Origin of the sequence: Anoxybacillus sp. PDR2, assembly GCF_009834045.1 — a bacterium.
Classification (GTDB): domain Bacteria; phylum Bacillota; class Bacilli; order Bacillales; family Anoxybacillaceae; genus Anoxybacteroides; species Anoxybacteroides rupiense.
Genome location: NZ_CP047158.1, coordinates 2,856,788 through 2,883,311, shown reverse-complemented (window position 1 = coordinate 2,883,311; position 26,524 = coordinate 2,856,788). Strand labels below are relative to the sequence as shown.

Below are 26,524 nucleotides of genomic sequence, written 5' to 3'. Positions count from 1 at the left end.
CAGTGGGAGAAGCTATCGTCATTACATCAGGAAAAGGCGGCGTTGGGAAAACAACGACAACCGCTAACTTGGGAACGGCCCTTGCGCTATTAGGAAAACGTGTCTGCCTTGTTGATACGGATATCGGACTGCGCAATCTTGATGTTGTCATGGGTCTTGAAAACCGGATTATCTATGATTTAGTGGATGTTGTAGAAGGGCGCTGCACGGTGCAAAAAGCGCTTGTAAAGGATAAGCGGTTTGACGATAAGCTGTATTTGTTACCTGCGGCACAAACAAGCGATAAAACAGCAGTGGCGCCGGAGCAGATGAAGCAGCTTGTGGAAGAGCTTAAGCAAGATTATGATTATGTGCTAATCGATTGTCCGGCTGGTATTGAGCAGGGATTTAAAAATGCGGTGGCCGGAGCAGATGAAGCGATTGTGGTGACAACTCCAGAAGTATCATCCGTTCGCGATGCCGACCGCATCATCGGATTGCTGGAAAAAGAAGAGCATGTGAAGTCGCCGCGGCTTGTCATCAACCGCATTCGCGGCCATATGGTCAAAAGCGGCGATATGCTGGATATTGATGAAATTGTGATGCACCTATCCATCGATTTGCTCGGCATTATCGCCGATGATGAAAACGTCATCAAAGCGTCCAACAATGGGGAACCGATTGTTCTTGATCCAACCAGCAAGGCCTCGATCGCCTATCGAAATATTGCGCGCAGAATTCTTGGCGAATCTGTGCCGCTGCAATCGCTCGAATCAGAACAAAAAAGCATGTTTACACGAATCAAGCGTTTTTTTGGTGTTCGTTAAAGGGAAAGCTAGTTTGAAAGCTGAATCATTCAGCTTTTAAACTAGCTTTTTTAAGCATAACCCCATAGGTTGTCTCATACATTAGTTACAAACGATCATGTGGGGGAATGGTGATAACCGGATGAATAAGCGTGCAAAAGAGATTCAGAAGCGAATCGAAAAACGAAAGCGGCAGCGTTCGCTTCAGTATGACCGTTCTTATCAGCCGCTTGTAGATTTATCGGATGAGGAGCGATATGGGCAACCTGTCATTACATATGACCGCTATCCGACAGATGAGCCGCATCATCCGTTATTTAAAAAGGAAGTGTTTTTATTAAAAACATTTGTCGCTGCTTGTCTTGTGCTCATATCAGCGATTGCCTTTAAAAACCCTTCCGCAGCGTTTGAGCCTGTGCGCGCGGTCGTGAAGCAGACAATGGAGCATGAATTTCAATTCGCGGCGGTATCGAAGTGGTATGAGGAGAAATTTGGCGAGCCGTTTGCTTTATTTCCCGAGAAAAAGACAGAAACGGTGAAAAAAAGCGAGAAATCTTATGCGATTCCTGCTTCGGGGCGCGTTCTCGAAAATTTCGAAAAAAATGGACAAGGAATTATGGTTGAAACAAATGTCAACACTCCTGTAGAAGCAATGGATGACGGAATCGTAATATTTGCCGGCAATAAAGATAAAATTGGCAAAACGGTTATCGTCCAGCATGCGGATGGAAGTGAATCTTGGTACGGGAATTTAGGGAGTATTACGGTCAAGCTATATGATTTCATTGAAGCAGGCAAAGAAGTCGGAACGGCGATGAAGGATGGGAATCAAGCAAAAGGGGTTTTTTATTTTGCGATTAAGCAAGGGGATCAATTTATTGACCCGATTCAGGTGGTTCCCTTTGAATAAGTATCTGGCTTTGCTTATGAAAATCCACATTCATCCGCTGCTGTGGCTGATGGGAGGAATCGCCGTTATTACCGCACATTTTCAACAATTGCTTCTTTTATTTTGTATTGTATTGATTCATGAGCTTGGACACGCTGTCACGGCGCTTTTTTTTTCTTGGCGCATTAAACAAATTTTATTGCTCCCTTTCGGAGGCGTTGCTGAGGTTGAAGAGCACGGGAATCGGCCGTTTCGCGAGGAGCTGCTTGTAACATTGGCTGGTCCGGCGCAACATATCTGGCTGTTAGGGGCTGGCTTTGTGATATGGGAAGCAGGGATGATATCAGATGATACTTGGCAGCTATGGGCCCGCTACAATGTGACAATCTGTGCTGTTAATTTACTGCCTATCTGGCCGCTTGATGGCGGGAAGCTGCTGTTTCTCGCTTTAACCCGTTGCTTCCCCTTTGAAAAGGCACATAAGCAGATGGTGATTGGTTCATTGATCGCTCTTTTTTTATGGATCGCAGGCATTTTTTTCATTGCACCGTCCCAACTTGATCTATGGGTAATCGCGCTTTTTCTTTTCATTTCGCTTTGGAAGGAATGGAAGCAGCGGCGTTATGTGCTGATGCGTTTTTTATTGGAGCGCTATTATGGAAAAAAAGGCGATTATCAGAAGTGGCAGCCGATTAAAGTAGAGGAAACGGAGCCGGTGCAAAAAGTGCTGCAAAGATTTTACCGCTGTCAGAAGCATTCCATTATTGTGGTGAAAAATAAGAAAGAGCAAATCATTCTTGATGAAAGCGAAGTGCTGCACGCTTTTTTTGCCGAGCGGCAAACAAATGAAGCGATTGGCAACCTGCTCTATGTCTAAATGCGAAGACAGCCGCTTTTCTTTTGGATCCAAAAGAAAAGCGGCTGTTGCTGACGAATACCACTTATAGATGTCGCGAGACGCTGTACGGTTTTTGGACCGCTTTTATATATTGACATTCGTCATTTTCTTGTGGTACTATTCTCATGTTGTAGAAAATTTTGCGCGCATCAAAAGCGGCAAGATTTGGTGCAAAAGTCGTTTTGAAAGGCACCCATGCTACAACCGCTCAGCGCAGGTTGGAAGTGTTCGCATTGGCGAAACGCCTCGTGCTGGCGAGTCTGAGTCTATGTTAGGAGGTGCAACAATGTACGCAATTATTGAAACTGGCGGTAAACAAATTAAAGTTCAAGAAGGCCAAGAAATCTACATCGAAAAGCTTGATGTAGCGGAAGGCGAAACGGTTACTTTTGACAAAGTGTTGCTTGTAGGCGGTGAAACTGTAAAGGTTGGCAATCCTACAGTAGAAGGCGCAACGGTAACAGCTAAAGTTCAAAAGCATGGCCGCCAAAAGAAAATCATCGTGTTTAAGTACAAACCGAAAAAGAACTATCGTCGTAAACAAGGCCACCGTCAACCTTACACAAAAGTAGTGATCGAAAAAATTAACGCGTAAGGCGTCGACGATGATACACGTAGAAATTGAACGCACAGACGAAGGGAACATTAAGAGCTTTACGATGAGCGGCCACGCTCATTTCGCAAAGCGTGGACAAGATATCGTTTGTGCTGGGGCATCGGCGGTTTCCATCGGAGCGATCAACGCGATTGAAGCGTTGACGAAGATCAAGCCGCATATTACTCAAGGAGACAAAGGCGGATATCTTCGCTGCGAGCTTCCTGATATTGAGGATGTTCGCGTTGCTGCGAACGTACAGCTTCTCCTTGAAGCGATGCTCGTTTCATTACAAACGATTGAAAGAGATTACGGAAAGTATATCCGGGTTGTCGATAAACATAGGAGGTGAAACTAATGCTAAGACTTGACCTTCAATTTTTCGCATCGAAAAAAGGAGTAGGTTCAACGAAAAACGGTCGTGACTCCATCGCGAAGCGTCTTGGCGCGAAGCGTGCGGACGGCCAATTCGTAACAGGCGGTTCGATCCTTTACCGTCAACGCGGTACAAAAATTTATCCAGGCTTGAATGTTGGCCGCGGTGGCGACGATACACTTTATGCGAAAGTAGACGGCATCGTTCGTTTCGAGCGTTTGGGCCGTGATCGCAAAAAAGTGAGCGTATACCCAGTAACACAAGAAGCATAACAAACAAGGTTTGAAAACTCTAACCGCTTTTGGTTAGGGTTTTCTTTTTGCCCCGGTTTGAAACAGCCCGTCCAAAGCGATAAAGGTTATGCCAGGCGGGTTTATTGCCGTAAAAAAATCTCCTAGCCGATCGGCCTCTGCTTTTTATTTCGCCACTAGCTGTTTTATTTGCTATTTGGTATAATTTAACTAAAAATAAATGGGTAGGAGCGCCACCAATGAAGGAAAAATGGAGCATATTAGATGCGTTACGCCATTCCCGGCATGATTGGCTGAATAAAATCCAGTTGATTAAAGGGAATTTGGCATTGAATAAAATAGAGAGAGTCCATGAGATTATTGAAGAAATCGTTCGGGACATGCAGCATGAGACGAAACTCACAAATTTAGGGGCGAAGCAGTTTGCAGAACTATTAATGACTTATAATTGGGAAGCGAAGAAAATTTCCATATCGTATGAAGTGCTCGGGGACGGCTGTGATTTATCGGCACATGACAGCGAGCTTACCGAGTGGTGTCGAGCGTTTTTACAGGTGATGGAACAGCAAGCCGATATGAATCGTGAAAGCCATTTAGAGATTTCGATTGAAGCATTCGACGCGGAAGTGCGGTTGTTTTTTGACTACAGTGGCACAATAAGCGATGAGAACGCGTTTATGGAATGGCTCAACACTCATGAACGCGGAGCTTCCCTATGTTTAGAGCAATTTTCTATACATAAAGATGAAATGACCGTAGCGATTAAAATTGCACGTAAGCATCAAGGATAGATCGGAGGAAAGCAGCATGTTTGTCGATCAAGTAAAGATTTATGTGAAAGGCGGCGACGGAGGAAATGGAATGGTTGCATTTCGCCGCGAGAAATATGTACCAAAAGGCGGACCGGCCGGAGGAGACGGCGGCAAAGGCGGCGATGTTGTATTTGTGGTAGACGAAGGGCTCCGTACGCTTATGGATTTTCGTTATCAGCGCCATTTTAAAGCAGCCAAAGGTGAAAACGGGATGTCGAAGGGACAGCACGGAAAAAATGCGGAGGATTTAGTGGTCAAAGTGCCGCCGGGAACGGTTGTGATGGAGGCGGAAACGAAGCAAGTGCTTGCTGATTTAACAGAACACGGCCAACGTTTTGTCGTCGCGAAAGGCGGGCGCGGCGGGCGCGGGAATATGCGCTTTGCCACTCCTGCTAATCCGGCGCCAGAAATTGCCGAAAATGGCGAGCCGGGAGAAGAGCGCGATGTGATTCTTGAGCTGAAGCTGCTCGCTGATGTGGGACTCGTAGGATTTCCGAGCGTCGGAAAATCCACTTTGCTTTCAGTCGTCTCGGCTGCCAAACCGAAAATTGCCGATTATCATTTTACGACCCTCGTTCCGAATTTAGGGGTAGTTGAAACAGACGACGGCCGCAGTTTTGTGATGGCCGATCTACCGGGGCTGATTGAGGGGGCCCATCAAGGAGTCGGACTTGGCCACCAGTTTTTGCGCCATATTGAGCGAACCCGTGTTATTGTTCATGTCATTGATATGGCAGCGATAGAGGGCCGCAATCCGTATGAGGATTATGTTATTATTAATGAGGAGCTCAAGCAATATAATTTGCGGTTGACCGAACGGCCGCAAATCATTGTCGCCAATAAAATAGACATGCCGAATGCCGAAGAAAACTTGCAAGCTTTTAAAGAAAAGCTGCCAGAAGAGGTGCCGATTTTTCCAATTTCCGCGATTACACGGCAAGGATTGCGCGATTTATTATTTGCCATTGCCGATCTTTTAGAAACGACACCGGAATTTCCGCTTCATGAAACGGAAGAGCCAGCCGTCCAGCGCGTTGTTTATACATTGGAGAAGGAGGCGCCAGCATTTACGATTACGCGCGACAGTGATGGCACGTTTATCGTATCGGGAGAGAAAATCGAAAAGCTGTTTAAGATGACCGATTTTTCACGAGATGAATCTGTGCGTCGCTTTGCGCGGCAATTGCGTTCACTCGGAGTGGACGACGCTTTGCGCGAACGCGGGGCAAAAGATGGCGACATTGTGAAATTGCTCGATTACGAATTCGAATTTATCGATTAAAGAAGCGGAGGATGCAGTCCGTTGGATAAGTTAGATAAGAAATTTTATTTAGTGCGGGAAGATGTGCTGCCGGAAGCCATGCGAAAAGTATTGCAGGCAAAGGAGTTATTGGAACGGAAAAAAGTCGACTCGATAGCGGAAGCCGTCCAGCTGGTTGATGTGAGCCGCAGCGTATTTTACAAATACCGCGATGCGGTATTTCCATTTCAAGCTGTTGTGAAAGAAAGCATCGTTACATTGTTTTTCCATCTTGAAGATCGTTCGGGCACGCTATCCAAGCTGCTCAGTGTCGTTGCGGCGGCCGGCTGCAATGTGCTGACGATTCACCAGACGATTCCGCTGCAGGGCCGTGCCAACGTGACAATGTCAATTAGCACTAACGATATGAATGAGGACATCGAGAATTTATTGGCAAAATTGCGCCATCTCGAGTTTGTTGAAAAGGTGGAAATTGTCGGGTCAGGCGCTTATTAGAATCAGGGGAGAGGCGAATGATGAAAATTGGCTATTTAGGACCAAAAGCGACTTTTACGGATTTAGCGGTAACCACTCTATTTCCCGCTGCCGAAAAAATCGCATATGATACGATTCCGGAGTGCATTGATGCGGTCAGCAGCCAAGAAGTGGAGCTAGGAGTCGTTCCGCTTGAAAATACGATCGAAGGCTCGGTCAATTTGACGGTGGATTATTTGATTCATGAACAGCCGCTGCCGATTGTCGGGGAAATTATCGCGCCGATTCAGCAGCATTTAATGGTGCATCCCTATCATGCACATATGTGGAGTGACGTACAAGAAATTTACTCACATTCTCACGCGATTGCACAATGCCATAAATTTTTGCATCAAAATTTTAAAAAAGCAAAATATGTGTATATGACGTCAACGAGCGCTGCCGCTCAATTCGTCAGCCAAAATCCGCATCTTCCAATCGCGGCGATTGCCAATCGATTGGCCGCGGAAGAATATGGTTTAACCATCGTACGTGAAAATATTCACGACTACGATTATAATCATACAAGATTTATTGTCGTCCGTCGGCAGAATGAAGCGTTGCCACTGCAATCACCGCTGTATGCGGGCGATAAAACAACGCTGATGATCGCATTGCCGAAAGATCAAGCCGGCGCCCTGCACCAAGTGCTGTCCGCCTTTGCCTGGCGCCGTCTAAATTTAACGAAAATCGAATCGCGTCCAGCGAAAACGGGCTTAGGAAACTATTTTTTTATTATCGACATCGATCAAAAAATGGATGATATCCTCATCCCCGGAGCCATCGCTGAGCTTGAGGCGCTCGACTGCACGGTGCAAGTATTGGGAAGCTATCCCTACTATATCATTTAAGAATCCCCCCAGCTGCGTAAAATGCGGCTGGGGGTGTTTTATGTATTAGATGTTGCTTGACTATTAAGAGAATCTCTTATGAATATTTTCATCCTACATGGTGTTTAAAGGTAGAAAGAAGTATGTGACAGTAGATGTTTGTAAAATTACATTATTTGGATTATTCTAAATTTCTATATGGCGTTGCTATAATTTTATTGTCATCCGGATGATTAGAAAATGATGAAAGGAAGACAATAAGATGGCAAGGAAACGGGGATTTCGCTATAAGTGCTATATGGCTGTGATTCTTTCCTTTTGCTTAATTTTTAGTTCTATTGCTCCATCGTTTACTCAGGCTGCTCTTGGAAAGTCAGATCGAGTGATGACGAAAAAACAAAAGATTGAAGCTCAACTTGGTGATCTTCCTGACAAACGGCCAAAAACAAAATTGGAATTAGAAAGCAAGCGAACCAAGTACTCAACTCGATACTTGAATCCAGATGGAAGTTTTACAGAAGAGATATATCTACAACCTCAATTTTATCAAGATCCTCTTGATAAAAAATGGAAAAAAATTAATAACAATCTAAAAGCAAATAAAACAAACCAATTTGAAACTACAGCTAATGTCTTTAAAGCTGCATTTGCAGAACATTCTAATCAAGCTGAACTTGTTTCTATTGCAGAAAACGATAAAAAACTTTCACTTATTCCGATTAATGATAAAAATGTACAAGGAATTGTCAAAAATAATGAAATTACTTATAAGGGATTATTTGAACAAACAGATGTGCGATACCGTATTCAAGGAAATGCTGTCAAAGAAGATATTATTCTGAACAATAAGCCTTCCAATAATGCATTTACTTTTGAGATTAAATTAAAAGGATTGACTGCTGTTGCTAAAAAAGATGGCACCATCGTTTTTGAGGATGCCAAAGGGAACCCTCAATGGTATTTTGAAAAGCCATATATGTTTGATGCAAATAATAAGTATTCGGACCAAGTTGCTTTTCATTTGCGCCAGGAAAATGGTAAAACTTATGTAGATGTTATAGCGGATGAAAATTTTTTGCAGGATCCGGATACAACATACCCAGTAACAATTGATCCTACGATTAATGATTGGGATGTTTTACGTGATAATTTTATTGCAAGCAATTATCCTGACTCAATTTACTCGAGTAACACATACATGAATACAGGATACAGCAGTTATTTCGGCATGACTCGTGCTTTAGTGAGATTTTACCTTCCAAGTCTTCCAAGTGATAGCGTGATTTCCAATGCGACATTTAATGCATATCAAACAAATGCTGATGGTCAACAAGTGTCCATTGATTTATATCGGATCACAAGTAACTGGTCTTCTTCTGTTACTTGGAATAATCAACCTTCTGTTCGAAGTACAAAAGAATCAACAACAACAAACAATACAGCCAATGCGTACTGGAGTTGGGACATCACTCAGTTAGTTAAGGACTGGTACAATGGCATTCAGCCAAACTACGGATTGATGTTAAAACAACAAAACGAATCGTCTTCTCCCTATCGCGCATTCAATACGGTAAATAGCAGTGTTAATACTCCACGCATCACGATTAACTATTGGGTAGAGCCAATCGGCCAAGAATCTTTCTGGACGACCACTAAAGATGGGGTGAATCCAGCAAACGGAAACTTTGTTTTACAAACAACGGATCTTGCTATTTCTGGTCTGGGTGAAGATGTTGAAGTTACAAGAACATACAATAGTCGAAAGTCCGGAACAAATGGAATGTTTGGTTATGGTTGGATGTCTAATGTCGAAATGAACATTTGGGATGCAAGCAATGGCCCCATTACGTTTGTTGATGGAGATAATACTCGTCATATTTTTGGTGAAAAAGTGGGTGGGGGATACGAAGCTGCTGGTGGTGTCTATCTTGATCTAATCAAGAATGGAGACGGCACTTATACAGTAACAAAAACGGACGGTACAAAACTTTATTTCAATGCAAATGGAAAACTTTCTCGCATTGTTGATACAAACGGGAACACAACTACATTGAATTATAATGCAAACGGAAAATTAGCTTTAATTACAGATGCATCAGCAAGAACGACCACCATTTCCTATGGAACAAATGGATATGTATCAAGTATCACCGACCCGGCAAATAGAACCATCTCTTATGAGTATGATACTTTCGGTAACCTAACCAAAGTCAGGGATGCTCAAGGAAATGCGACCATTTTTACGTATGATTCAGATCATAATCTAACAAGTATTAAAAATGCTCGAAATATTATGACGACAATTGGCTATGATACATCGGACCGCGTAAAAAGTATTGAACGCCCTATTACGATTAACGGCACGCCTGCAACGAGTATTACCAATTATTCCTATGACAAAACCAATAGTGTTACGTCGGTTACAGATGGAGAAGGGAGACGGATAGATTATACGTACAACGCTAACGGCAATATTATTCAAATCACAGAAAATCCTTTAGATGCTCAAAACAAAGCTGTAACCACATTTGATTATGATAATAACAATAATTTAACCCGAGTGATAGAACCAAATGAAAATAAGGCAAACGGAACCGCAGCGTTCATTTATCAATATGACGAAAAAGGAAATATCGTTAGCGTTCAATTGCCGGAAAATCAGTCCGCACAATATACGTATGATTTACAAAACAATCTTATCAAAGAGCAGGATTTTAACAGCAACGTCAGCACCTTTGATTATGACCAAAATAATAATCAAACCGAAGCGATTGATCCTTATACGCAATCAGTTTCGCAACGATACGATAATGTGGGAAATTTGCAGTATTCGACGTATCCAATGTCATCAGCCGATAACTTGGTAAGTAACTCTAGCTTCGAATTGGATAATAATGCGGATAATTGGCCAGATAACTGGACAAAGGCGGTAGAATCAGGGAAAACCGCTACATTCAGTTGGACCGCAACAAGCAAATTTGGGAATAAAGGGATTAGTATTTCCAATTCAACTGGATGGGCAATTGTTAGTTCTGATAAGCAGCCGTATGATGGTGGAATTTATGTGGCAAGCGGTTATGTAAAAACATCGTCCATGTCTGCACAGGCCCTTATAAAAGTTGAATATTTTGATGCACAAGGAAACTGGTTAAATCAAAAAATTTCTTATGGGTTGGCAGGAACGAACGACTGGACCCGATTTCATGTTGTAGCGGATAATGCTCCATCGGGAACTCGGACGATTCGAGTATCTGTCGGTATAAACGCTGGTTCTGGAACTGCTTATTTCGATGGGATCCAACTAGAGAAAGGAACGGTTGTCAGCGCCTATAATCTTGTAGATAATTCAAGCTTTGAGCGAGATGTTAATAGTGATGGAATTCCTGACAGTTGGACAACAAGCGGCAACTTATCAGCAAATGATGGACTAGATACAACAGTTGCGAATATATATGTCGGAAGCAAGTCATTTAAAATCACGGGAGAGTCTGGGAAAAATAAATATATTAAACAACGAATCAATATTTCCGGCGACAGCAACACCAAACTTACGTTGTCTGGATGGTCCAAACAGGAAGGAGCCAATCCAAACGGCGGTTACTATAGCTTGCAAGTAGCGATCCACTATACGAATGGTACAACAGACTGGGACTACGCCAACGATTTCGATAAGATGAAGACCGATTGGCAGCATGTTGCCGCGGAAGTGAAGCCGAAACAGGCATTCGATTACATTGACGTGTATTATTACTATTATAATCAAACGGGCACAGCATGGTTTGATGCAATGCGTCTAGAAGTAGGAGCTTCTCTGACGTCGTACACGTATGATGCAAAGAAAAACTACGTCACCAAAGTCACCGATCCGGCAGGAAATACGGTTTCTTACACATACGATGCTATCGGAAACCAAACGAGCGTCACAGATGGAAAAGGAAAAACGACTTCTTACGAATATAACAACAATAACCAATTAACCAAAGTCACCGACCCAAACGGAAATGTGACTACCTATGGTTACGACGGTGTGGGAAATCGAACATCGGTCACTAATGCAAAGAATTATACAACCAACTATACGTATAATGAATGGAACCAAATCTCTAGTTTCAAGAACCCGTTAAATCAAACGACATCCTTTGCTTATGATAAAAACGGCAATCTTACAGGGGTTACGTATGCAACCGGGGATCGCGTATCCTATAGCTACAACGCGCTGAACCGACTCGTTGCCGTTGCTTACAACGGGACAACAAAATGGACGTTCCATTACGATGCCAATGGCAACGTGACGTCGGTGACGGATGCCAATGGAAATGCGACCACGTACACATACGATAAAAACAACCGTCTGACTCGCATCAGCAAAGGATCATCGAACGCCATTGCCTACGGTTATGACGATAATGGAAATGTTACATCGACATCCATTACGGCTGGTACAACGACTGATACGATCGGATACAGCTATAATCCATTGGACCAGTTAGTCGTCTTGTCAAGAAACAGCGCGAATTTAGCGAGATTTACGTACGATGAGCGCGGAAATATTTCGTCCATCATCCATGCCAATGGAACTTATACCGCTTATGAGTATAACGATGCCAATCAGCTAAAATCACTGAAAAACTTCGGTGCAAACGGAAATGTTTTAAACTACTTCCTCTACAATTACGATGCCAACGGCAATATTACGACTGTAGAAACAAAAGATGGCACGATTACGTATCAGTATGATGCATTGAATCAGCTGACAAAGGAAACACTAGCGGATGGAACAGCGATTACGTATGAATATGATGCGGTTGGCAACCGGACGAAGAAAATCGTCAACAATGGAACGACTACGACAACGACCACGTATACGTATGATGCTGCGGACCAATTAACAGCCGTTAACGGACAGGCATACACATATGACGTGAACGGGAATTTAACGAACAACGGCAACAAGACGTTTGTGTATGATAACGAAAACCGTCTCATTCAAGTAAAAAACGCATCCGGCGCTACGATCGCAACCTATACGTATGACCATCAAGGAAGACGCATCAACAAAACAACATCAAGCGGTACGACTTACTATCACTACGATGGCGACTCGATTCGCTTGTTGTATGAAACAGATGCCAACAACAACATCGCAGCGGAATATACGTGGGACGCATTGGGCCGCCCGGTCACGATGACGAAAGGCGGAGTGACTTACTACTATCATGTAAACGGCCATGGAGATGTCGTCGCATTGACGGATGCAAGCGGAAATGTCGTCGCGCAATACCAATATGACGCATGGGGCAACATTCTGTCTAAAACCGGCGCGCTGGCAACAGCGAACCCATACCGTTATGCCGGTTATTATTACGATGAGGAAACCGGGCTATACTACCTAATGGCGCGGTATTATGATGCGAATATGGGACGGTTTATTACAAGAGATACGTTCCATGGGTTTGAAAATGAGCCGCAAAGTTTGAATCAGTATGCGTATACGAAAAATAATCCGGTAATGTATGTGGATCCAAATGGAAACTATGCATGGATTGTATTGTCGTTTCTAAGTGGAGGCGCAAATGCAACTTGGCAAATGGTTTGGGACTTTTATAAAAAATATAAATTTAATCGGAGTGCGTGGATAAATAAATTTGATTGGAAAAAATTCGGTAAGTTATTTGTTACGGGGGGTTTAATAGGTATATATGGTAGAGGAATAACTAGTTATATGACCAAGTCTCAAATAGCTAAAGCAGGTCAGTTTGCCTGGGATGTCACATATGCGGCAAAAGAATATATATTATTGCAAGTAGCAGGTGGAGACCCTATCACATGGTCTGGGCTAGTTGACGCTATTTGGAATAAGGCTAAAGGATATCTAGATTTTTTAAAGAAATTAAAGTAAGATATTTTAATTATATAAAGGAGCATTCCTGTAATGAGGAAATTTGAGGTTTGATAAAAAAAGTCCCCTTGGTATAGTACAGGGTGTCAATGCGCGTTGACCCCGAATTTCAATAAACCAAGGAGGACTCAAAATGAATTATACACAAAATCAAAAAAGCTCTCAAATTACACCATCAACTCTCATTGTAGGTATTGATGTAGCTAAAGAAAAGCACGTTGCCCGTTTTCAAGATGACCGAGGCTTAGAATTTGGCAAGAGATTGATCTTTGAAAATCGTATACACGGCTTTCAAACCTTATTAGATTGGGTTAATCATATTCAAAAAGAAAATCATAAGGACCACGTGATTGTTGGAATGGAGCCAACAGGTCATTATTGGCTAAATCTTGCCTACTTTCTTAAAAAGGATATGATGTAGTGCTAGTGAATCCCATACACGTCAAAAAAAGTAAAGAGCTTGATGACAATTCGCCTACAAAAGATGCTCGTGTCATTGCACAGTTAATGAAAGATGGGCGATACTCCGTACCGAACCTATTAGAGGGCGTATACGCTGAACTAAGGGAAGGCGTCAAATTACGAGATCAGCTCATCAAACAGCTTATGATCATTGAAGGGAGGATTGAAAACGTCATTCAGCGCTTTTTCCTAGAGTTTTTCGATGTGTTTGGAGATTGGAAAGGTAAAGCAGCCTTTTATACCTTGCGCATGTTTCCATTTCCCTCTCATATTCAAAAGTTGTCACCAGAAGAAGTGCTGCAAAAATGGAAACCGTATATACAGCGTGGGGGTGGGCTGAAACGAGCAACCCGACTCGTAGAAGTAGCGAAAAAGAGCGTTGGGATTGAGACAGGAATCCAGTTGGCAAAAAGAGAATTGGATTGCCTATTGGATCAATATGAGCTTTACAAGAAACAGTTAGCACAACTAGATGAAGAACTAGAAGGTGTTGTTGAAAGCATACCAAGTGCGAAACAAATGACCCATATCCGGGGACTTAGTCACCCTACCATTGCTTTGTTCTTTGCGGAAGTAGGAGATTTAACCAAGTACAATCATCCGCAACAATTAGTCAATCTGGCAGGGCTTTCTTTAAGAGAACACAGTTCAGGAAAGTATAAAGGGCAAACACGCATAACCAAAAGGGGGCGAAGACGTTTACGAAAAGCATTATACCTAGCCATTCGACCATTGGTTGCCCATAATCCTGTATTTAAAGACTTGCATCATTACTATACCAATCGGCCAGACAGGCCGTTAAAAAAACAACAGTCTCTATTGCCTTGTATTGTAAATTATTACGTGTGTTATTTGCCATTGGTAAGAAACAGTGTGAGTTTGATGGATTAAAGTTATTAAAGGGATTCCCTCAAATAAAAGCATTACAGGCTGCGTAAAAGCTTTCAAATGACTTGTTATTCTGACAAACACCAATAGTGCAGAGTTGGAGTATATTTTTACCATTCGGGCATTAGACCCTGTAAAGGAGCATATCCAACCTCCACCTCATGGATACGCAGGACGAAGGAATGTGTGGATCTTATAATCCAGTGATACATGGGAGGGTGAGCGACCATGAGAAGTGTGGAGACTTCTTGCACGGTCATACATGATATTACAGATATTGTAAATTTGTATTATAGGATGTACCTCACCATGTAAATATATTGAATGAATACAAGTAATATCCACTTATTTGGGATGAAGAAGCTATTATGTGTTAGCGAAATTCAAGGAAAACGCGAGAATTTTGAAGAAAATTAAAGTTTATAGAGGGAGTTGTTATGTTTATCTTATTTGCGGCAAGTATGGTGCTGTTATCGGGAATAGCTCTTCTTTACTGGACAATAAAGCACTTAAATAACGAGATTCATAAACAGAACGAGTATATAAATGATCCTACTCCAGAATCTTTTAATAAAGTTGTTATAATGTATTTTTTAAATATAATCCTAAGAATGTTGCCAGTAAAAATTATAAAAGGAATATTAGTCATATTTTCGATCGGTTTAATATTTTTATCAGCATTCTTTTTTTCTCTATTGTTTAATTAAGTAGTGTTTGAATATCGGGGACTAAACCTGTCACTTGTCAAATAGCATGTAGAATCCCCCAGCCGCAAAAAATGCGGCTGGGGGTGTTTTGTAAGGTGAGTATCTGTCACCTGGTTTATTGGATAGAGCAGATGGCAATAGCAACATTGTAGCGGAATATACGTGGGACGCATTGGGCCGCCCGGTCACGATGACGAAAGGCGGAGTCACTTACTACTATCATGTAAACGGCCATGGAGATGTCGTCGCATTGACGGATGCAAGCGGAAATGTCGTCGCGCAATACGAGTATGACGCATGGGGCAACATTCTGTCTAAAACCGGTGCGCTGGCAACAGCGAACCCATACCGTTATGCCGGGTATTATTACGATGAGGAAACCGGGTTATACTACCTAATGGCGCGGTATTATGATGCGAATATGGGGCGGTTTATTACAAGAGATACGTTCCATGGGTTTGAAAATGAGCCGCTTAGTATAAATCAATATGTTTACACTAAAAATAATCCTGTTATATATGTGGATATAAATGGTCACTTCGCTTTTCTTTTAGTTCCATTAGCAGGTGTATCAATTTCATGGCTAACAGCAGCCGCTGCTGAGGCAACCGCAATAGTGATTGCATATGTTGCAGCAAATGAGATAGTCAGTGTTTTAGAACGTAAATTTAATAGGAAAAACCCGACAGTTATCTATCGTACTGGAAGTGGAAACAGCACTAATTTAACTCCAAGACCAAAAGATGTTAGTGGGCTATCCTATACTACAGTAAAGCCTTTATCTGGACCATATACAGCAACTACTATTGAGGCCATTAATGCAACAGGAAAACTAGTAGCAATAAAAGATGGTAAAACTCATGTGTCAGTGAGACCAGTAAATATGAAGAAAATGCAGGGATGGATAAACTCAAGGGAAAATGCTAATACTAGACCACATGAATATACAAAATTATTGCAGGCCCTTTCTGTGAAAGTTAAATAGTAGGAGATGAATTTTAATGGAACTTAGCGAAGTTAAAAGATTGATGAAAAACTTGAGTTGGAATATGCCCAAAGAAGTTCAACTATCTGCAATAAGGGAGTTAACAACAATTGATGATGAATACACTCCTTTGTTAATACAAGATACCGAGAAGCATTGTTGGGAGAATGCGGTTAAAGTTTTAAATAAAATTGGATACCCACGAAATAGGCTGGCGATACCCTATTTAATAGAGTTAATGCAAGATATGAATTGGCCTGGTGTCCCTATAGCGATAGAGATATTGAAGAGTATAGATAAAAGTGTGATAGTTCCACATATAGAGGCTTCGCTAATAAAAGCAGCTGAGGATGACGATCGCATGTGGATAGGGGGAATTCAGAGACTTATAGATATATTACAAATTTCTGAATCAGACTTTCATGATAAGGAAGTATATAAGTTATTAAAATTATCGGATTGGTAAACCAAGAAATTAGGAGCGGGCACTTGTCTTTTATGAAATAATATTGTATAGAATCCCCCCAACTGCGTAAAATGTAGCTGGGGGTGTTTTATAGAATGAGCATCTGTCACCCGGTTTATGTGACGAAGCGGGTGTCAATAAAAAATGGTCGCGCAATATATATATGGGCTGCCCGGTCACGATGACAGAAGGCGGAGTCACTTACTACTATCATTTGAACAGCCATGGAGATGTCGTGGCATTGACGGACGCAAGCGGAAATGTTGTCGCGCAATACGAGTATGACGCATGGGGCAACATTCTGTCTAAAACCGGTGCGCTGGCAACAGCGAACCCATACCGTTATGCTGGTTATTATTACGATGAGGAAACCGGGTTATACTACCTAATGGCGCGGTATTATGATGCGAATATGGGGCGGTTTCTTACAAGAGATACGTTCCATGGATCTGAAGGCGATAATCTTAGCTTAAATCTTTACACCTATTCCCAAAATAATCCTATAATATATGTTGATCCAAGTGGTCATGCTGCTGTGTCCACATGGGTGTCTTATACTAAATACAAAGGAAAACTGTATTACGATGGTGATGCGATTATAAAGCATAATGTGCCTATTGCTAGACAACATATGCTTAATTTAGTATGGTTTAAAAATATTGTTAATTATCGTAAACCTTGGGATTATAAAAACAAGGCTAACAAATATAATTATTTGCTTGGCAAAAAAGTCTATACACCTGAACAATTTGGTAATATACATTATGGCGCAGTAGGAACTGCTGCAGGTTTTTCGCCGTTAACATTATTAGTTGGCGCAGGTATAGCTCAGATACGTAGTGGTAATGGTGGAAAATGGTACGCGTTTGGAGATGATCCCAAAGATCAAGCTATGATAAGATTAGGCATAGGATACTATACAAAAAATTTTGGAATATTCTAAGGTGATTGAATACGAAAAAATTCATCACCCCAAAGTTCCCTTGACAAACAATAAATGTTTAGATTGTCACGTATCATTATTTTAAAGATTATTCCTATTTTTGTATACAAGTCTCTATCATATGTCTACTAAAAAAATTAAAAGTTATTGTTCTGAATATTATGTAAGGAAAAGGGAAATTAATCTTTTTATGGTTTTGAAAATTCTTCATAAGTGTCGTTAATATTATAGAGGTTAACTATTGCAGTCATCTGTTAGAAGGACTCAACTGCAAACAGCCATTCTTCAGTAATCTATTGAAGAATGGCTGTTTTTGAAAGGTTCAAGGAAATTTTCTATATATGCCTTATTAAAGGGATAATTTTTACTTTCGTGAAATTTTATTGAATTAAATAAGCATATACTAAATTAATCAGTAGCATTCTAACTAATAGCATCTTCCATTTTTTGATTTATTATTGTTTATTGAACGTGTTGCAAAACGCATAATGGATGCATAAATGCACATAAAAAATCCACCACCTTGGAAATCATATACAGTGACCAAAACCAACTACCAAGGGGTGGACACGATCATGATTTCCAATTTAAACAATGAACATGCATGGCCTTATGAAATGGATCCGCTTTTAGCATCCTTATTTCGATAGATCGACTCGCTTTCGTTGCCGGAAACACCGTATGTGACAGGAAGGCCACCAGTATCGAAAAAATCGTGGTTGAAATGTTTCTTTTTGAAAACCTATTTTGCCATTGATTCCTTGCGAAAATTCGTACGCGTCCTACAGCGTTTTCGCTGTTTTCAACGGGCCTGCGGGCTTAGTAAGGTTCCTCATCTGTCTACTTTTTCTCGTGCGGCGAAGTGGTTTTGGAAACAAGGATTTCCCGTCTTTCATGCACAGGTACTTAAAGATCTAGAAGTACGGTATCCCAAATTGTGATGATCGACAGTACGACCCTTTGAAGCCGTCTTTACGATTCATAGGCAAAGTGAGGAGTGTCCACCCGATATAACTGGTTCAAAGGATATAAGCTCCATCTGTGCACTACTGCCGAGGGAATCAATTTTATTTCATGTGTTGCCAAGCGAATCGAAAGGAGGCGGCAGTGGCACCAGACTGGCTTGCTTCTTTGGAGCAATAGGATATCGAATGGGTATTGGGCGATGCCGCGTATGACAGCGAAAAGGTTCGTCAAACTGCAGAGCAGTCAGTAATCCTATTCATTTCCCCTATCAACCGCCGCAATAGCGAGGAGCGAAAAGATGCCCATGGCCGGGTTCTTCCTGTCTTTTTGAAAACGAGATTTGGCCAATGGCTATTTGGGCTTCACCGCAGGATTGAACGGGTATTTAATGAGTTAAAAAGTGATGGGGTGGAACAGCTGCAATGGTATGGATTTTATCGATATGTTCTGCATGTGTTATGCTGTATCCTTATGCATAACTTCGAGTTTTTACTCTAGTTTTGCAACACCATCTTTTCATTAATGATATACAGATGATCTATGAAAAATATTTGTTTTTTACTATTCAAGCTAAGTGTAGGAATCGATTTAATGATTGAGAGGATGAGTAATATGAAAAAGAACCGATTATTATTTCTAGCATTCATAAGCAGCGCTTTAGTTATTTTTATGGAATTTACTCAATGGAAAATTATTGACATAGTAACAGAATTTTTAATGGTACCTATATGGATTTTTGTCTTTGTTCTTTTCGCCATTATTACTGTTAGAGCTATCATCCATCTTGTTAAAAATAGGGATTGGAAACCATTTGCAATCCAGTTTATGACTCTGTTGTTATGGATTTTCTTTCCTTTCACCCAGGTTGTATTAGATGTAGATTTTAAAGTAAATAAAGCTGAGAGGGAGGAGGTTGTTAGGATGGTTGAAAATGGGGAATTGAAGCCAAATCTCTTAAATGATCAGTCGTTCATTCGTTTACCAAAAAAAATAAGCACCTCTCTAAAGGAGGAGAGATTATGATAGAAAAAAATAATGATGATTATACAATTTTTTTCTTTACTTTTCGAGGAATTTCGGATAATTTTTCAGGATTTGTGTATTCACCAAATGATCAAAGGCCTTCTAAGCATGATTTTAGTGGCGATTTTAAAGAAATAAAAAGGTTAGATAAAAATTGGTTTTGGGTAGGTTCTTATTAAAAGACCAGTGGGACGGGTGCTTGTCACTTGTCGAATGGGTTTGAAAATGAGCCGCAAAGCTTGAATCAGTATGCGTATACTCAGAATAATCCGGTGATGTATATTGACTCAAGTGGGCATTTAAGAATAATAGGAGTGAACTTGGCAGGCTCAATTTTTAATTTTGCTATCGGCGCAGCCGTTGGTGGTGGTACTGGTGCAATCCAAGCCTTTATTATTAAAAAAGGAAAAGAGGCAGCGAAAAGGCTGTTTTATAAAACCGTAGTGTCCCGTCTACAAGCTTGGGGAGCAAATAAATTAGCTTGGATTGTAGGCTTTGCAGTGGGGATTGCACTTGATTATTTAGATATAGGTACAATGATTGCAAAGGAAATTGACAAGCGGGATAAACATCCTAAAAACGGGTGGATTGATATTTAATGAAAAATTGGATGAAATCTATTACTTTATTTATATGGGGGACTCTTTTTCTATATCTAGTCAATTTCTTTGGTATACCTAAAAACATTTACTATTTTCTAATAGGTGTTCCTTTTGCTACCGGGATTGGTTTACTCATTATATTTCTTTTTGAAAAAAGTGATGATACAAACAAAAAATAATTATATCACTCGTGATACTAGGTGATCGTTAGGAACCTGCCATTTCTCGATATCATGTAGAATCCCTCCAGATGTAACTGGAGGGGGTTATCGGATGACCATCTGTTTCGAAGCGGGTACCTAGCACCTGTCGAATTAATGTCCAGAAAAAGTATTCCAGCACACCAGACAGGTAGTTATAGAGGAAATTTAATCTGAATCTATGTATAATTTTAACGGACATATCGAATTGATTGATCGGATGATATATTTGATTTTAAAGCATTTTTTCTTCGAGAATACAGCATTAATAGATTTCAACAGATTTCACTGAAGGTTCTTCTTGAATTAGTGTGAAAAGTTGGTCGATACTTTGAGAACTTGGCATTTTAATAAAAATTTCAACATTAATTTCTGACATTTCTTTTGAGGTATACTCGGCATGAAAGCTGATGATGGATATATTCTTTTCATGGAATAATGACTTTATGCGCGTAGTTGCATCTTTTTCGTTTTGCAGACAAAGAGTCAGCTGTACAGTCTTTGGATAAACAAGCTTAGTTATCCTTCCATGAAGTAAAATCTGCGCGATTAAAATAATGAGTGTTACGCCACCTCCTACCACATATAACCCTGCTCCAACAGCCATTCCTGTTCCGGCTGTTGCCCAGATACCTGCAGCCGTTGTTAATCCTTTTACCGTTTGCTTTTGCATAAATATCATACCAGCTCCGAGAAAACCAACGCCACTCACAACTTGAGCTGCAATACGTGATGGATCTAAGGATAAATTATGCCAATTAGTTTGATCTTGAAAAGCATATTTTGAAATAATCATCATGAGAGAAGCTCCGACAGCCACGACAAAATGAGTTCTGATTCCAGCTTCTTTCATCCGACTTTTACGTTCATAACCAATTAATGCACCGCAGAATCCTGCGATGATGATTCGTAACAAATATTCGAATTCCATGAACTATCCCCTTTCAATTGTAAAATATGATTTCATAATCTTTCCAATGGTGAAGTTGTAATTGCCCTATAAAGCGTCTTTTACTCAAACGAGAATTATGTTTATGTTATTTAAAATTCAATAAATTACATATATGTGGAAAATTCGTTTTTATTCATTAGAAGTGAGTGCCTGTCACTTGTCGAACTTGTCTGAAGTGCGCTCATCCAAGAGGTGATGAGGAATTCGGAAAAAACGGGAGTGATCGTTGGCGTCGAATCGGTCGTCCATTATGGGTTGAATCTCATCTATTTCCTAAAGGAAATAAGAGTCCCGTTGGGGGCAATCCGATGCGTGCAAAATGGTCCAAACAACTCGGACAATTTGACAGATGAAGAACGAGGCAAAAAAGCACTGGTGATCGCAAAACTGCTCAAAGACGGATGTTTAGCTATTCTCTCATTCTTCACCTAGAGTCCACGGGAGAATTTCATCAGCCTCTGCTTAGTGAAGGAATGTCGGCACATGGATCCCCAGAGACATGAGAGAACTCGTCCTGATCAGCCGCTCAGAGATCCAAAGTGAATTCTCCTTCCACTGGATTGGATATACAAAAATACTCAGTAAATGTGGAGCGCGTTTATGAACGGTTAGAGATTCTATATTACTTAACGCTTTTTTACAAAAAATATGGCAAGCAATATAGGAATGAGAGGATAAAACATCATAAACTTCCAAGCATTCTCTGCGCCCCTGAAATAATAAGCGACAGGCAAAAATAGTAAAGCACTAAATACAAAATGGATTCTCCTGTTTTTCATCAATCCCAACATAAGAAAGAAAACAGAAAACCCCATTAATAACCAAAATAATAACCCTATCCAAAAGAAATCCATTTTCTCCCTCCTTTTTTGAATTGTAACATAAATTTTGGGGAATGAGATCAGTGTTTATCACTTGTCGAATATGATGGAAAATCTCCCTAGCTGTGCAAAATGCGCCTAGAGGGGGAATCGGATGAGTACGTGGCTTGGTTTATGGGATGAAGCCGCTGTCCATAACAACATAAAAGAAGCAGCCACACAAGGATATTCTATAAATCAGTCAAGAAACTTTGAATGGTACGAGCCACAAAATAGATGTAGCATTCAACGATATTGAATAGGCGCTATACTATTGGATGGAAAACAAAATAATGGATAGGTTGATGTCTGATGAAAAAAATTAATCTTTCTTTTTATATGTTTATTTATTTGGAAAAGTATTTACAATTATTTAGATGGTCATTATTTAGAAACCTTACTTGGTATTAATCGACCTAGCCTTTTATATTATGTTGTTGTTTTTCCCGTAGGTTTGGGAAGCGAATTGCTGATCCTTTATTTTTTCATTAAACGTATGTTGGATCCTCGTGATAGAAAAAAATAATCGACTGCTTCACGAGTGTTACTGAGCCATGATTTTACTAAAAATATGGAATGATTGAGCTAGACGCCGAGCGGCAAGCGAATGGCTTGCCGACTGCGGCAGAAAAGCGAGGAAATCAAGCCATGTCAATGGGTTTTTATTGGATCATCAACACACCTGATACTGCATATATTTTCACGAAACATTTTGGAGCCATGGGGAAAAATGACGACTCGTTATTCATACAAGGAACTATTGGTTTTATCATCTTTCTTGATTAGAAATGGCGCTTTTTTGTCAGAAGCAATTTTCGCACATAGCTTATACAAATAATACATTCCGCGCAGTTGTTCCGTAATTAAGTGATCCATATATAAAAGGGAGTCTTTTGCGATTTTTTCTGCTTGGGCAATATTGTTATTGTCAAATTCAGCGATCATTTCTTTGACTGTATCGAGCGAGTAAACAGCTGCGCGTAGTGTGCGAATAATTAATAATTTACGGATATCGGCACGGCTATATTTTCTGTATCCGTTCTCCTCGTCCCGCTTTGGGATGATCATTCCTTCCTTTTCCCAATGCCTTAGTGTGGAGCTGGGCACTCCAACCACTTTAGCCACTTCCCCGATGGTAAACCAAGCTTGTTTTTTCTTTGGTAAAAATTCATCGCTGTCACTCGTTTTTAATGCTTTCAAAACTTGTTCAGCCCGTTGTTTTTCATGGTATACATTCGCTTGGGCTTCGTTGATGAGCCATAGAGCTTCCGTAATTTTGTTTTCATGTAAAAGGGGCATGATTTTTCTGATCAGTTCCATGCCAAATCCCGGATACATCGCGCGAATGCATTCGAAATAGGCGGCATGTGTTTCAGTATAGATTCTATAACCGTTTGCTTTCCTCTCTGGGGGAGGGACAAGCCCCCACGATTCATAATGCCGAAGAGCGCTCGTACTTATATTTAATTTGCGGGCGATGTCAATGGGACGAATCATTTGGCGCTCTCCTTTATACATAGATAGAAAGTTTATAAAAAAACATTAAACTATGGGTGACGGCTTTTTATAAAATAAATCCCGTTATTTTCATGATCAATTTTATCAAGCTTTAGGACTTGCATCAATGTTATATAATGGGGGTGAATTGCCTAAATTAAGGGAGGTATTGATGTGCACGGCCATATTATGATAAAGGGTGCGAGAGAAAATAATTTAAAAAATATTTCTGTAAACATCCCCAAAAACAAGCTGGTAGTTTTGACAGGGCCGTCGGGTTCAGGAAAGTCTTCACTGGCGATGGAAACACTGAATCAGGAATGCCAAAGACAATATATGGAATCTTTAGGCATGACCGTTGATTTTATTAAAAAGCCGAAAGTGGACTTTATGGTTGGATTATCCCCATCCATAAGTATCAGTCAGCAAGTAACGAATCGGAACCCCCGCTCAACAGTAGGGACAGTGACCGGCATGTATACTTATTTGCGGTTGATCTATGAAAAACTTGGAGAACGCAAATGCCCCAATTGCGAAACAATCATATTACCGATTATAGAAAATGAAGCCAATGCAGACGAAGCATTACAACACGTCGTTTGTCCTAACTGCCACAGTCAATTGGATAAATTCACCATTTCCCATTTCTCTTTCAACACTCCCCAAGGTGCTTGTCCGACTTGTGATGGATTAGGAAAAGTAAATGACATTCGGGTCGATTTAGTGTTCGATGAAGAAGCCAGTTTAAAAGAACAGTGTGTGCGCATATGGAATAGCACTTACGGTGAATATCAGAAGCAAGTATTTAAAGCCGCTTGTGACTATTACGGAATTCCAATAGATGAAGATCGGCCGTTAGAGCATTTTAGCGATGAACAAAGGGCCCTATTGTTTTATGGTGTTGAAAGCAAGGAATTTACAGCTTATTTTCCTGATAAAAAGCCTCCTAAGACGGTGGCGGAGGGAAAATTTGAGGGAGTGCTTACCGGGATGAGAAGGAGATACAACGAAAAAGGCGGCAACTCGGGGGAGGCACACCTTTTTTATTCGCGACAATGTCCCGATTGTGAGGGAAAACGGTTGAAAAAAGAGAGCAGAGAAGTGGTCGTAGCGGGTGTCCCAATTACGGATCTTACCAATATTTCGCTTGAGGAGCTGTTATCGTGGGCCCAATCATTACAGACAGCGTTATCTAGTGATAAACTGGAAATTGTTGAATCATTTCTGCAAAGTCTCATTGTCAAAATAGAGCGGGTGATCCATGTCGGCTTAGGGTACCTATCCCTTGACAGGCAAACCATCACTCTTTCCGGAGGGGAAGCGCAACGCTTAAGGCTGGCGACCATCATTGGCTCGGCACTGACCGGTGTACTTTACATTTTAGATGAACCGACTGCGGGACTTCACCCAAGAGATACAAAAGGTCTCGTTCAAGTGATGAAACAGCTGAGAGACTTTGGGAACACGCTTCTGGTCATTGAGCATGATGTGGATGTCATGAAGGAAGCGGATTACATTATTGATATGGGGCCGAGTGCTGGGCATCTTGGAGGAGCGGTAGTCGGAGAGGGAACTTTGCTTGAATTAATGGAGCAGGAAGCATCGGTTACCGGCGCCTTTTTACGAAATCGATCAGAACGTAAACGTCAGCGAAGAAAAGGGACTGGCGAGTATTTGACCGTTTATCATGCGCACAAACATAATTTAAAAAATATTACCGTGTCTTTTCCATTAGGCTGCCTTGTGAGTGTGACCGGGGTCTCCGGGTCAGGCAAGTCGACGCTCATTTTTGATGTTCTGGCGGAAGGAGAAAGCGGTTTTCATCAAGGGTGTGAAAAAATGACCGGTTTTGAAGCAATTGATAAAATGATTATCGTCGGCCAATCGCCGTTAAGCAGGATGAAACGCTCAAATATTGCCACATACACGGACGTATTCACACATATTCGCAACCTTTATGCGAATTTGCCCGAAGCCAAAAACAATCACCTAAGTGCAAAAGACTTCTCCTTTAATAGTCCAGGAGGCCGTTGTGAAAATTGCCAAGGAATGGGGACGGTTTCTTTAGTCATGCATTTTCTTCCGGAGCAAGAAGTAGAGTGTCCAGTTTGTCGCGGGAAAAGATTTGGAGAAAAAGTGTTAAAAGCAAAGTATAAAGGATATTCGATTTCTGATATTCTCGACTTATCGATTGAAGAGAGCCTGTCAATATTTGAAGATCATCGAAAAATCTCATCTGTGATTCAATTATTGTGTGAAATCGGTCTCGGTTATTTAAAATGGGGACAATCGCTCACAACGTTGTCCGGGGGAGAAGGACAGCGTTTGAAATTGGCAAAAGAATTAAAGAACCAAACTACTAATAAGACGCTTTTTTTATTGGACGAGCCATCTGTCGGGTTACATCCAGCCGATGTACACAAGCTGCTTGTTTTACTCCATAAGCTCGTTGATGTGGGAAACACGGTCATCGTTGTAGAACACAATAGCGAAATCATCCGCTCCTCCGATTGGGTGATTGATTTAGGACCAGAAGGAGGGAATGATGGAGGAATGGTGATAGCTGAAGGGACACCTGAGGAAATTGCGAGTAATCAAAACTCTTATACAGGTAGATTTTTGATATAGCAGAGGCGCCTGTCACTTGTCGAAGAAATAAAGATCATGTTCTGGTTGGTGTTAGGGAATGTTTCTCGCTCAGACAGGTGAGTGAGTTGGTAAGAAATGCGAACAGTGAGCGTTTTTTGACGGGAAATCAATCATAGCAAAAGTAAGCCAGTCATCTTTGCGCTCTTATTTTCACATGTCTATCGAGAAGTCTTTCGCCTCTTAACGGCGTGGAGGTGGGAGGTTCATATCCCGGT

At 41.1% G+C, this 26,524-nt stretch carries 22 protein-coding genes, 2 pseudogenes and 1 other annotated feature; of the genes and pseudogenes, 21 read left to right on the top strand and 3 right to left on the bottom strand.

What is annotated here, in order from left to right; translation table 11 throughout:
* Nucleotides 1-2 precede the first annotated feature (2 nt).
* The 19 genes and pseudogenes from minD (at nucleotide 3) to GRQ40_RS13820 (ending at nucleotide 20,148) form a co-directional block, all read left to right on the top strand.
* A complete protein-coding gene (gene minD, locus GRQ40_RS13905) occupies nucleotides 3-806 on the top strand; it encodes a septum site-determining protein MinD (protein ID WP_044742907.1) in 804 nt (267 codons plus the stop codon).
* Nucleotides 807-927: 121 nt separating this feature from the next.
* Complete coding sequence (locus tag GRQ40_RS13900) at nucleotides 928-1,695, top strand: M23 family metallopeptidase (protein ID WP_044742906.1); 768 nt, start codon at nucleotides 928-930, stop codon at nucleotides 1,693-1,695.
* Nucleotides 1,688-2,551 carry a M50 family metallopeptidase gene (locus GRQ40_RS13895; protein WP_159720201.1) on the top strand — a complete coding sequence of 288 codons (864 nt, stop codon included), beginning with the start codon at nucleotides 1,688-1,690 and terminating at the stop codon, nucleotides 2,549-2,551. Before GRQ40_RS13900 ends, GRQ40_RS13895 begins: the two co-directional genes overlap by 8 nt.
* A gap of 213 nt (nucleotides 2,552-2,764) precedes the next feature.
* Nucleotides 2,765-2,844: a sequence feature (ribosomal protein L21 leader region), on the top strand.
* A gap of 14 nt (nucleotides 2,845-2,858) precedes the next feature.
* On the top strand, nucleotides 2,859-3,167 hold the full coding sequence (rplU, locus tag GRQ40_RS13890; protein WP_027409453.1) for a 50S ribosomal protein L21: 309 nt from the start codon (nucleotides 2,859-2,861) through the stop codon (nucleotides 3,165-3,167).
* 10 nt (nucleotides 3,168-3,177) lie between these two features.
* A complete protein-coding gene (locus GRQ40_RS13885; RefSeq protein WP_044742904.1) occupies nucleotides 3,178-3,519 on the top strand; it encodes a ribosomal-processing cysteine protease Prp in 342 nt (113 codons plus the stop codon).
* Between the two features lie 5 nt (nucleotides 3,520-3,524).
* Complete coding sequence (gene rpmA / locus GRQ40_RS13880; protein ID WP_044742903.1) at nucleotides 3,525-3,815, top strand: 50S ribosomal protein L27; 291 nt, start codon at nucleotides 3,525-3,527, stop codon at nucleotides 3,813-3,815.
* Between the two features lie 218 nt (nucleotides 3,816-4,033).
* A complete protein-coding gene (locus GRQ40_RS13875; protein WP_044742902.1) occupies nucleotides 4,034-4,585 on the top strand; it encodes a sporulation initiation phosphotransferase B in 552 nt (183 codons plus the stop codon).
* A 16-nt stretch (nucleotides 4,586-4,601) separates the two neighbouring features.
* Nucleotides 4,602-5,888 carry a GTPase ObgE gene (obgE, locus tag GRQ40_RS13870; RefSeq protein WP_066146176.1) on the top strand — a complete coding sequence of 429 codons (1,287 nt, stop codon included), beginning with the start codon at nucleotides 4,602-4,604 and terminating at the stop codon, nucleotides 5,886-5,888.
* 78 nt (nucleotides 5,889-5,966) lie between these two features.
* The gene (locus tag GRQ40_RS13865) at nucleotides 5,967-6,362 is read left to right on the top strand and encodes an ACT domain-containing protein (protein WP_044742997.1); all 396 of its coding nucleotides are present in this window, start codon (nucleotides 5,967-5,969) and stop codon (nucleotides 6,360-6,362) included.
* Nucleotides 6,363-6,382: 20 nt separating this feature from the next.
* Complete coding sequence (gene pheA, locus GRQ40_RS13860) at nucleotides 6,383-7,231, top strand: prephenate dehydratase (protein WP_044742996.1); 849 nt, start codon at nucleotides 6,383-6,385, stop codon at nucleotides 7,229-7,231.
* 241 nt (nucleotides 7,232-7,472) lie between these two features.
* A complete protein-coding gene (locus tag GRQ40_RS13855; protein WP_159720200.1) occupies nucleotides 7,473-13,109 on the top strand; it encodes a DNRLRE domain-containing protein in 5,637 nt (1,878 codons plus the stop codon).
* A 133-nt stretch (nucleotides 13,110-13,242) separates the two neighbouring features.
* Nucleotides 13,243-14,509: pseudogene (locus GRQ40_RS13850) on the top strand (IS110 family transposase).
* A gap of 847 nt (nucleotides 14,510-15,356) precedes the next feature.
* Nucleotides 15,357-16,151 (top strand): RHS repeat-associated core domain-containing protein, encoded by a 795-nt coding sequence (locus GRQ40_RS18620; protein WP_236546340.1) that lies wholly within the window; start codon nucleotides 15,357-15,359, stop codon nucleotides 16,149-16,151.
* Between the two features lie 16 nt (nucleotides 16,152-16,167).
* Nucleotides 16,168-16,617, top strand: coding sequence for a DUF5071 domain-containing protein (locus tag GRQ40_RS13840; RefSeq protein WP_159720199.1), 450 nt, complete (start codon nucleotides 16,168-16,170; stop codon nucleotides 16,615-16,617).
* Nucleotides 16,618-16,798: 181 nt separating this feature from the next.
* The gene (locus tag GRQ40_RS13835) at nucleotides 16,799-17,560 is read left to right on the top strand and encodes an RHS repeat-associated core domain-containing protein (protein ID WP_236546339.1); all 762 of its coding nucleotides are present in this window, start codon (nucleotides 16,799-16,801) and stop codon (nucleotides 17,558-17,560) included.
* A 575-nt stretch (nucleotides 17,561-18,135) separates the two neighbouring features.
* Nucleotides 18,136-19,024 (top strand): annotated as a pseudogene (locus tag GRQ40_RS19055) (transposase).
* 114 nt (nucleotides 19,025-19,138) lie between these two features.
* The gene (locus GRQ40_RS13825; RefSeq protein ID WP_236546336.1) at nucleotides 19,139-19,549 is read left to right on the top strand and encodes a hypothetical protein; all 411 of its coding nucleotides are present in this window, start codon (nucleotides 19,139-19,141) and stop codon (nucleotides 19,547-19,549) included.
* Nucleotides 19,546-19,728, top strand: a complete 183-nt coding sequence (locus tag GRQ40_RS18605; RefSeq protein ID WP_236546330.1) for a hypothetical protein — start codon at nucleotides 19,546-19,548, stop codon at nucleotides 19,726-19,728. The genes GRQ40_RS13825 and GRQ40_RS18605 overlap by 4 nt, the downstream gene beginning before the upstream one ends.
* 60 nt (nucleotides 19,729-19,788) lie before the next feature.
* Nucleotides 19,789-20,148 (top strand): RHS repeat-associated core domain-containing protein, encoded by a 360-nt coding sequence (locus tag GRQ40_RS13820; RefSeq protein ID WP_236546329.1) that lies wholly within the window; start codon nucleotides 19,789-19,791, stop codon nucleotides 20,146-20,148.
* A gap of 468 nt (nucleotides 20,149-20,616) precedes the next feature.
* Here the strand turns inward: GRQ40_RS13820 and GRQ40_RS13815 are convergent, their stop codons facing one another.
* Both GRQ40_RS13815 and GRQ40_RS13810 read right to left on the bottom strand, forming a co-directional pair.
* A complete protein-coding gene (locus GRQ40_RS13815; protein WP_159720197.1) occupies nucleotides 20,617-21,282 on the bottom strand; it encodes an MgtC/SapB family protein in 666 nt (221 codons plus the stop codon).
* A gap of 647 nt (nucleotides 21,283-21,929) precedes the next feature.
* Nucleotides 21,930-22,157 (bottom strand): hypothetical protein, encoded by a 228-nt coding sequence (locus GRQ40_RS13810; protein ID WP_044744678.1) that lies wholly within the window; start codon nucleotides 22,155-22,157, stop codon nucleotides 21,930-21,932.
* A gap of 121 nt (nucleotides 22,158-22,278) precedes the next feature.
* On the opposite strand from GRQ40_RS13810, the gene GRQ40_RS13805 reads away from it, so the two are divergent.
* Nucleotides 22,279-22,422 (top strand): hypothetical protein, encoded by a 144-nt coding sequence (locus GRQ40_RS13805; RefSeq protein WP_156450480.1) that lies wholly within the window; start codon nucleotides 22,279-22,281, stop codon nucleotides 22,420-22,422.
* 482 nt (nucleotides 22,423-22,904) lie between these two features.
* Here GRQ40_RS13805 and GRQ40_RS13800 read toward each other — a convergent pair whose 3' ends face one another.
* Nucleotides 22,905-23,660 (bottom strand): MerR family transcriptional regulator, encoded by a 756-nt coding sequence (locus tag GRQ40_RS13800; protein WP_159720196.1) that lies wholly within the window; start codon nucleotides 23,658-23,660, stop codon nucleotides 22,905-22,907.
* Between the two features lie 174 nt (nucleotides 23,661-23,834).
* Between GRQ40_RS13800 and uvrA the strand changes: the two genes are divergently transcribed.
* Nucleotides 23,835-26,288, top strand: a complete 2,454-nt coding sequence (uvrA, locus tag GRQ40_RS13795) for an excinuclease ABC subunit UvrA (RefSeq protein WP_159720195.1) — start codon at nucleotides 23,835-23,837, stop codon at nucleotides 26,286-26,288.
* Nucleotides 26,289-26,524 lie beyond the last annotated feature (236 nt).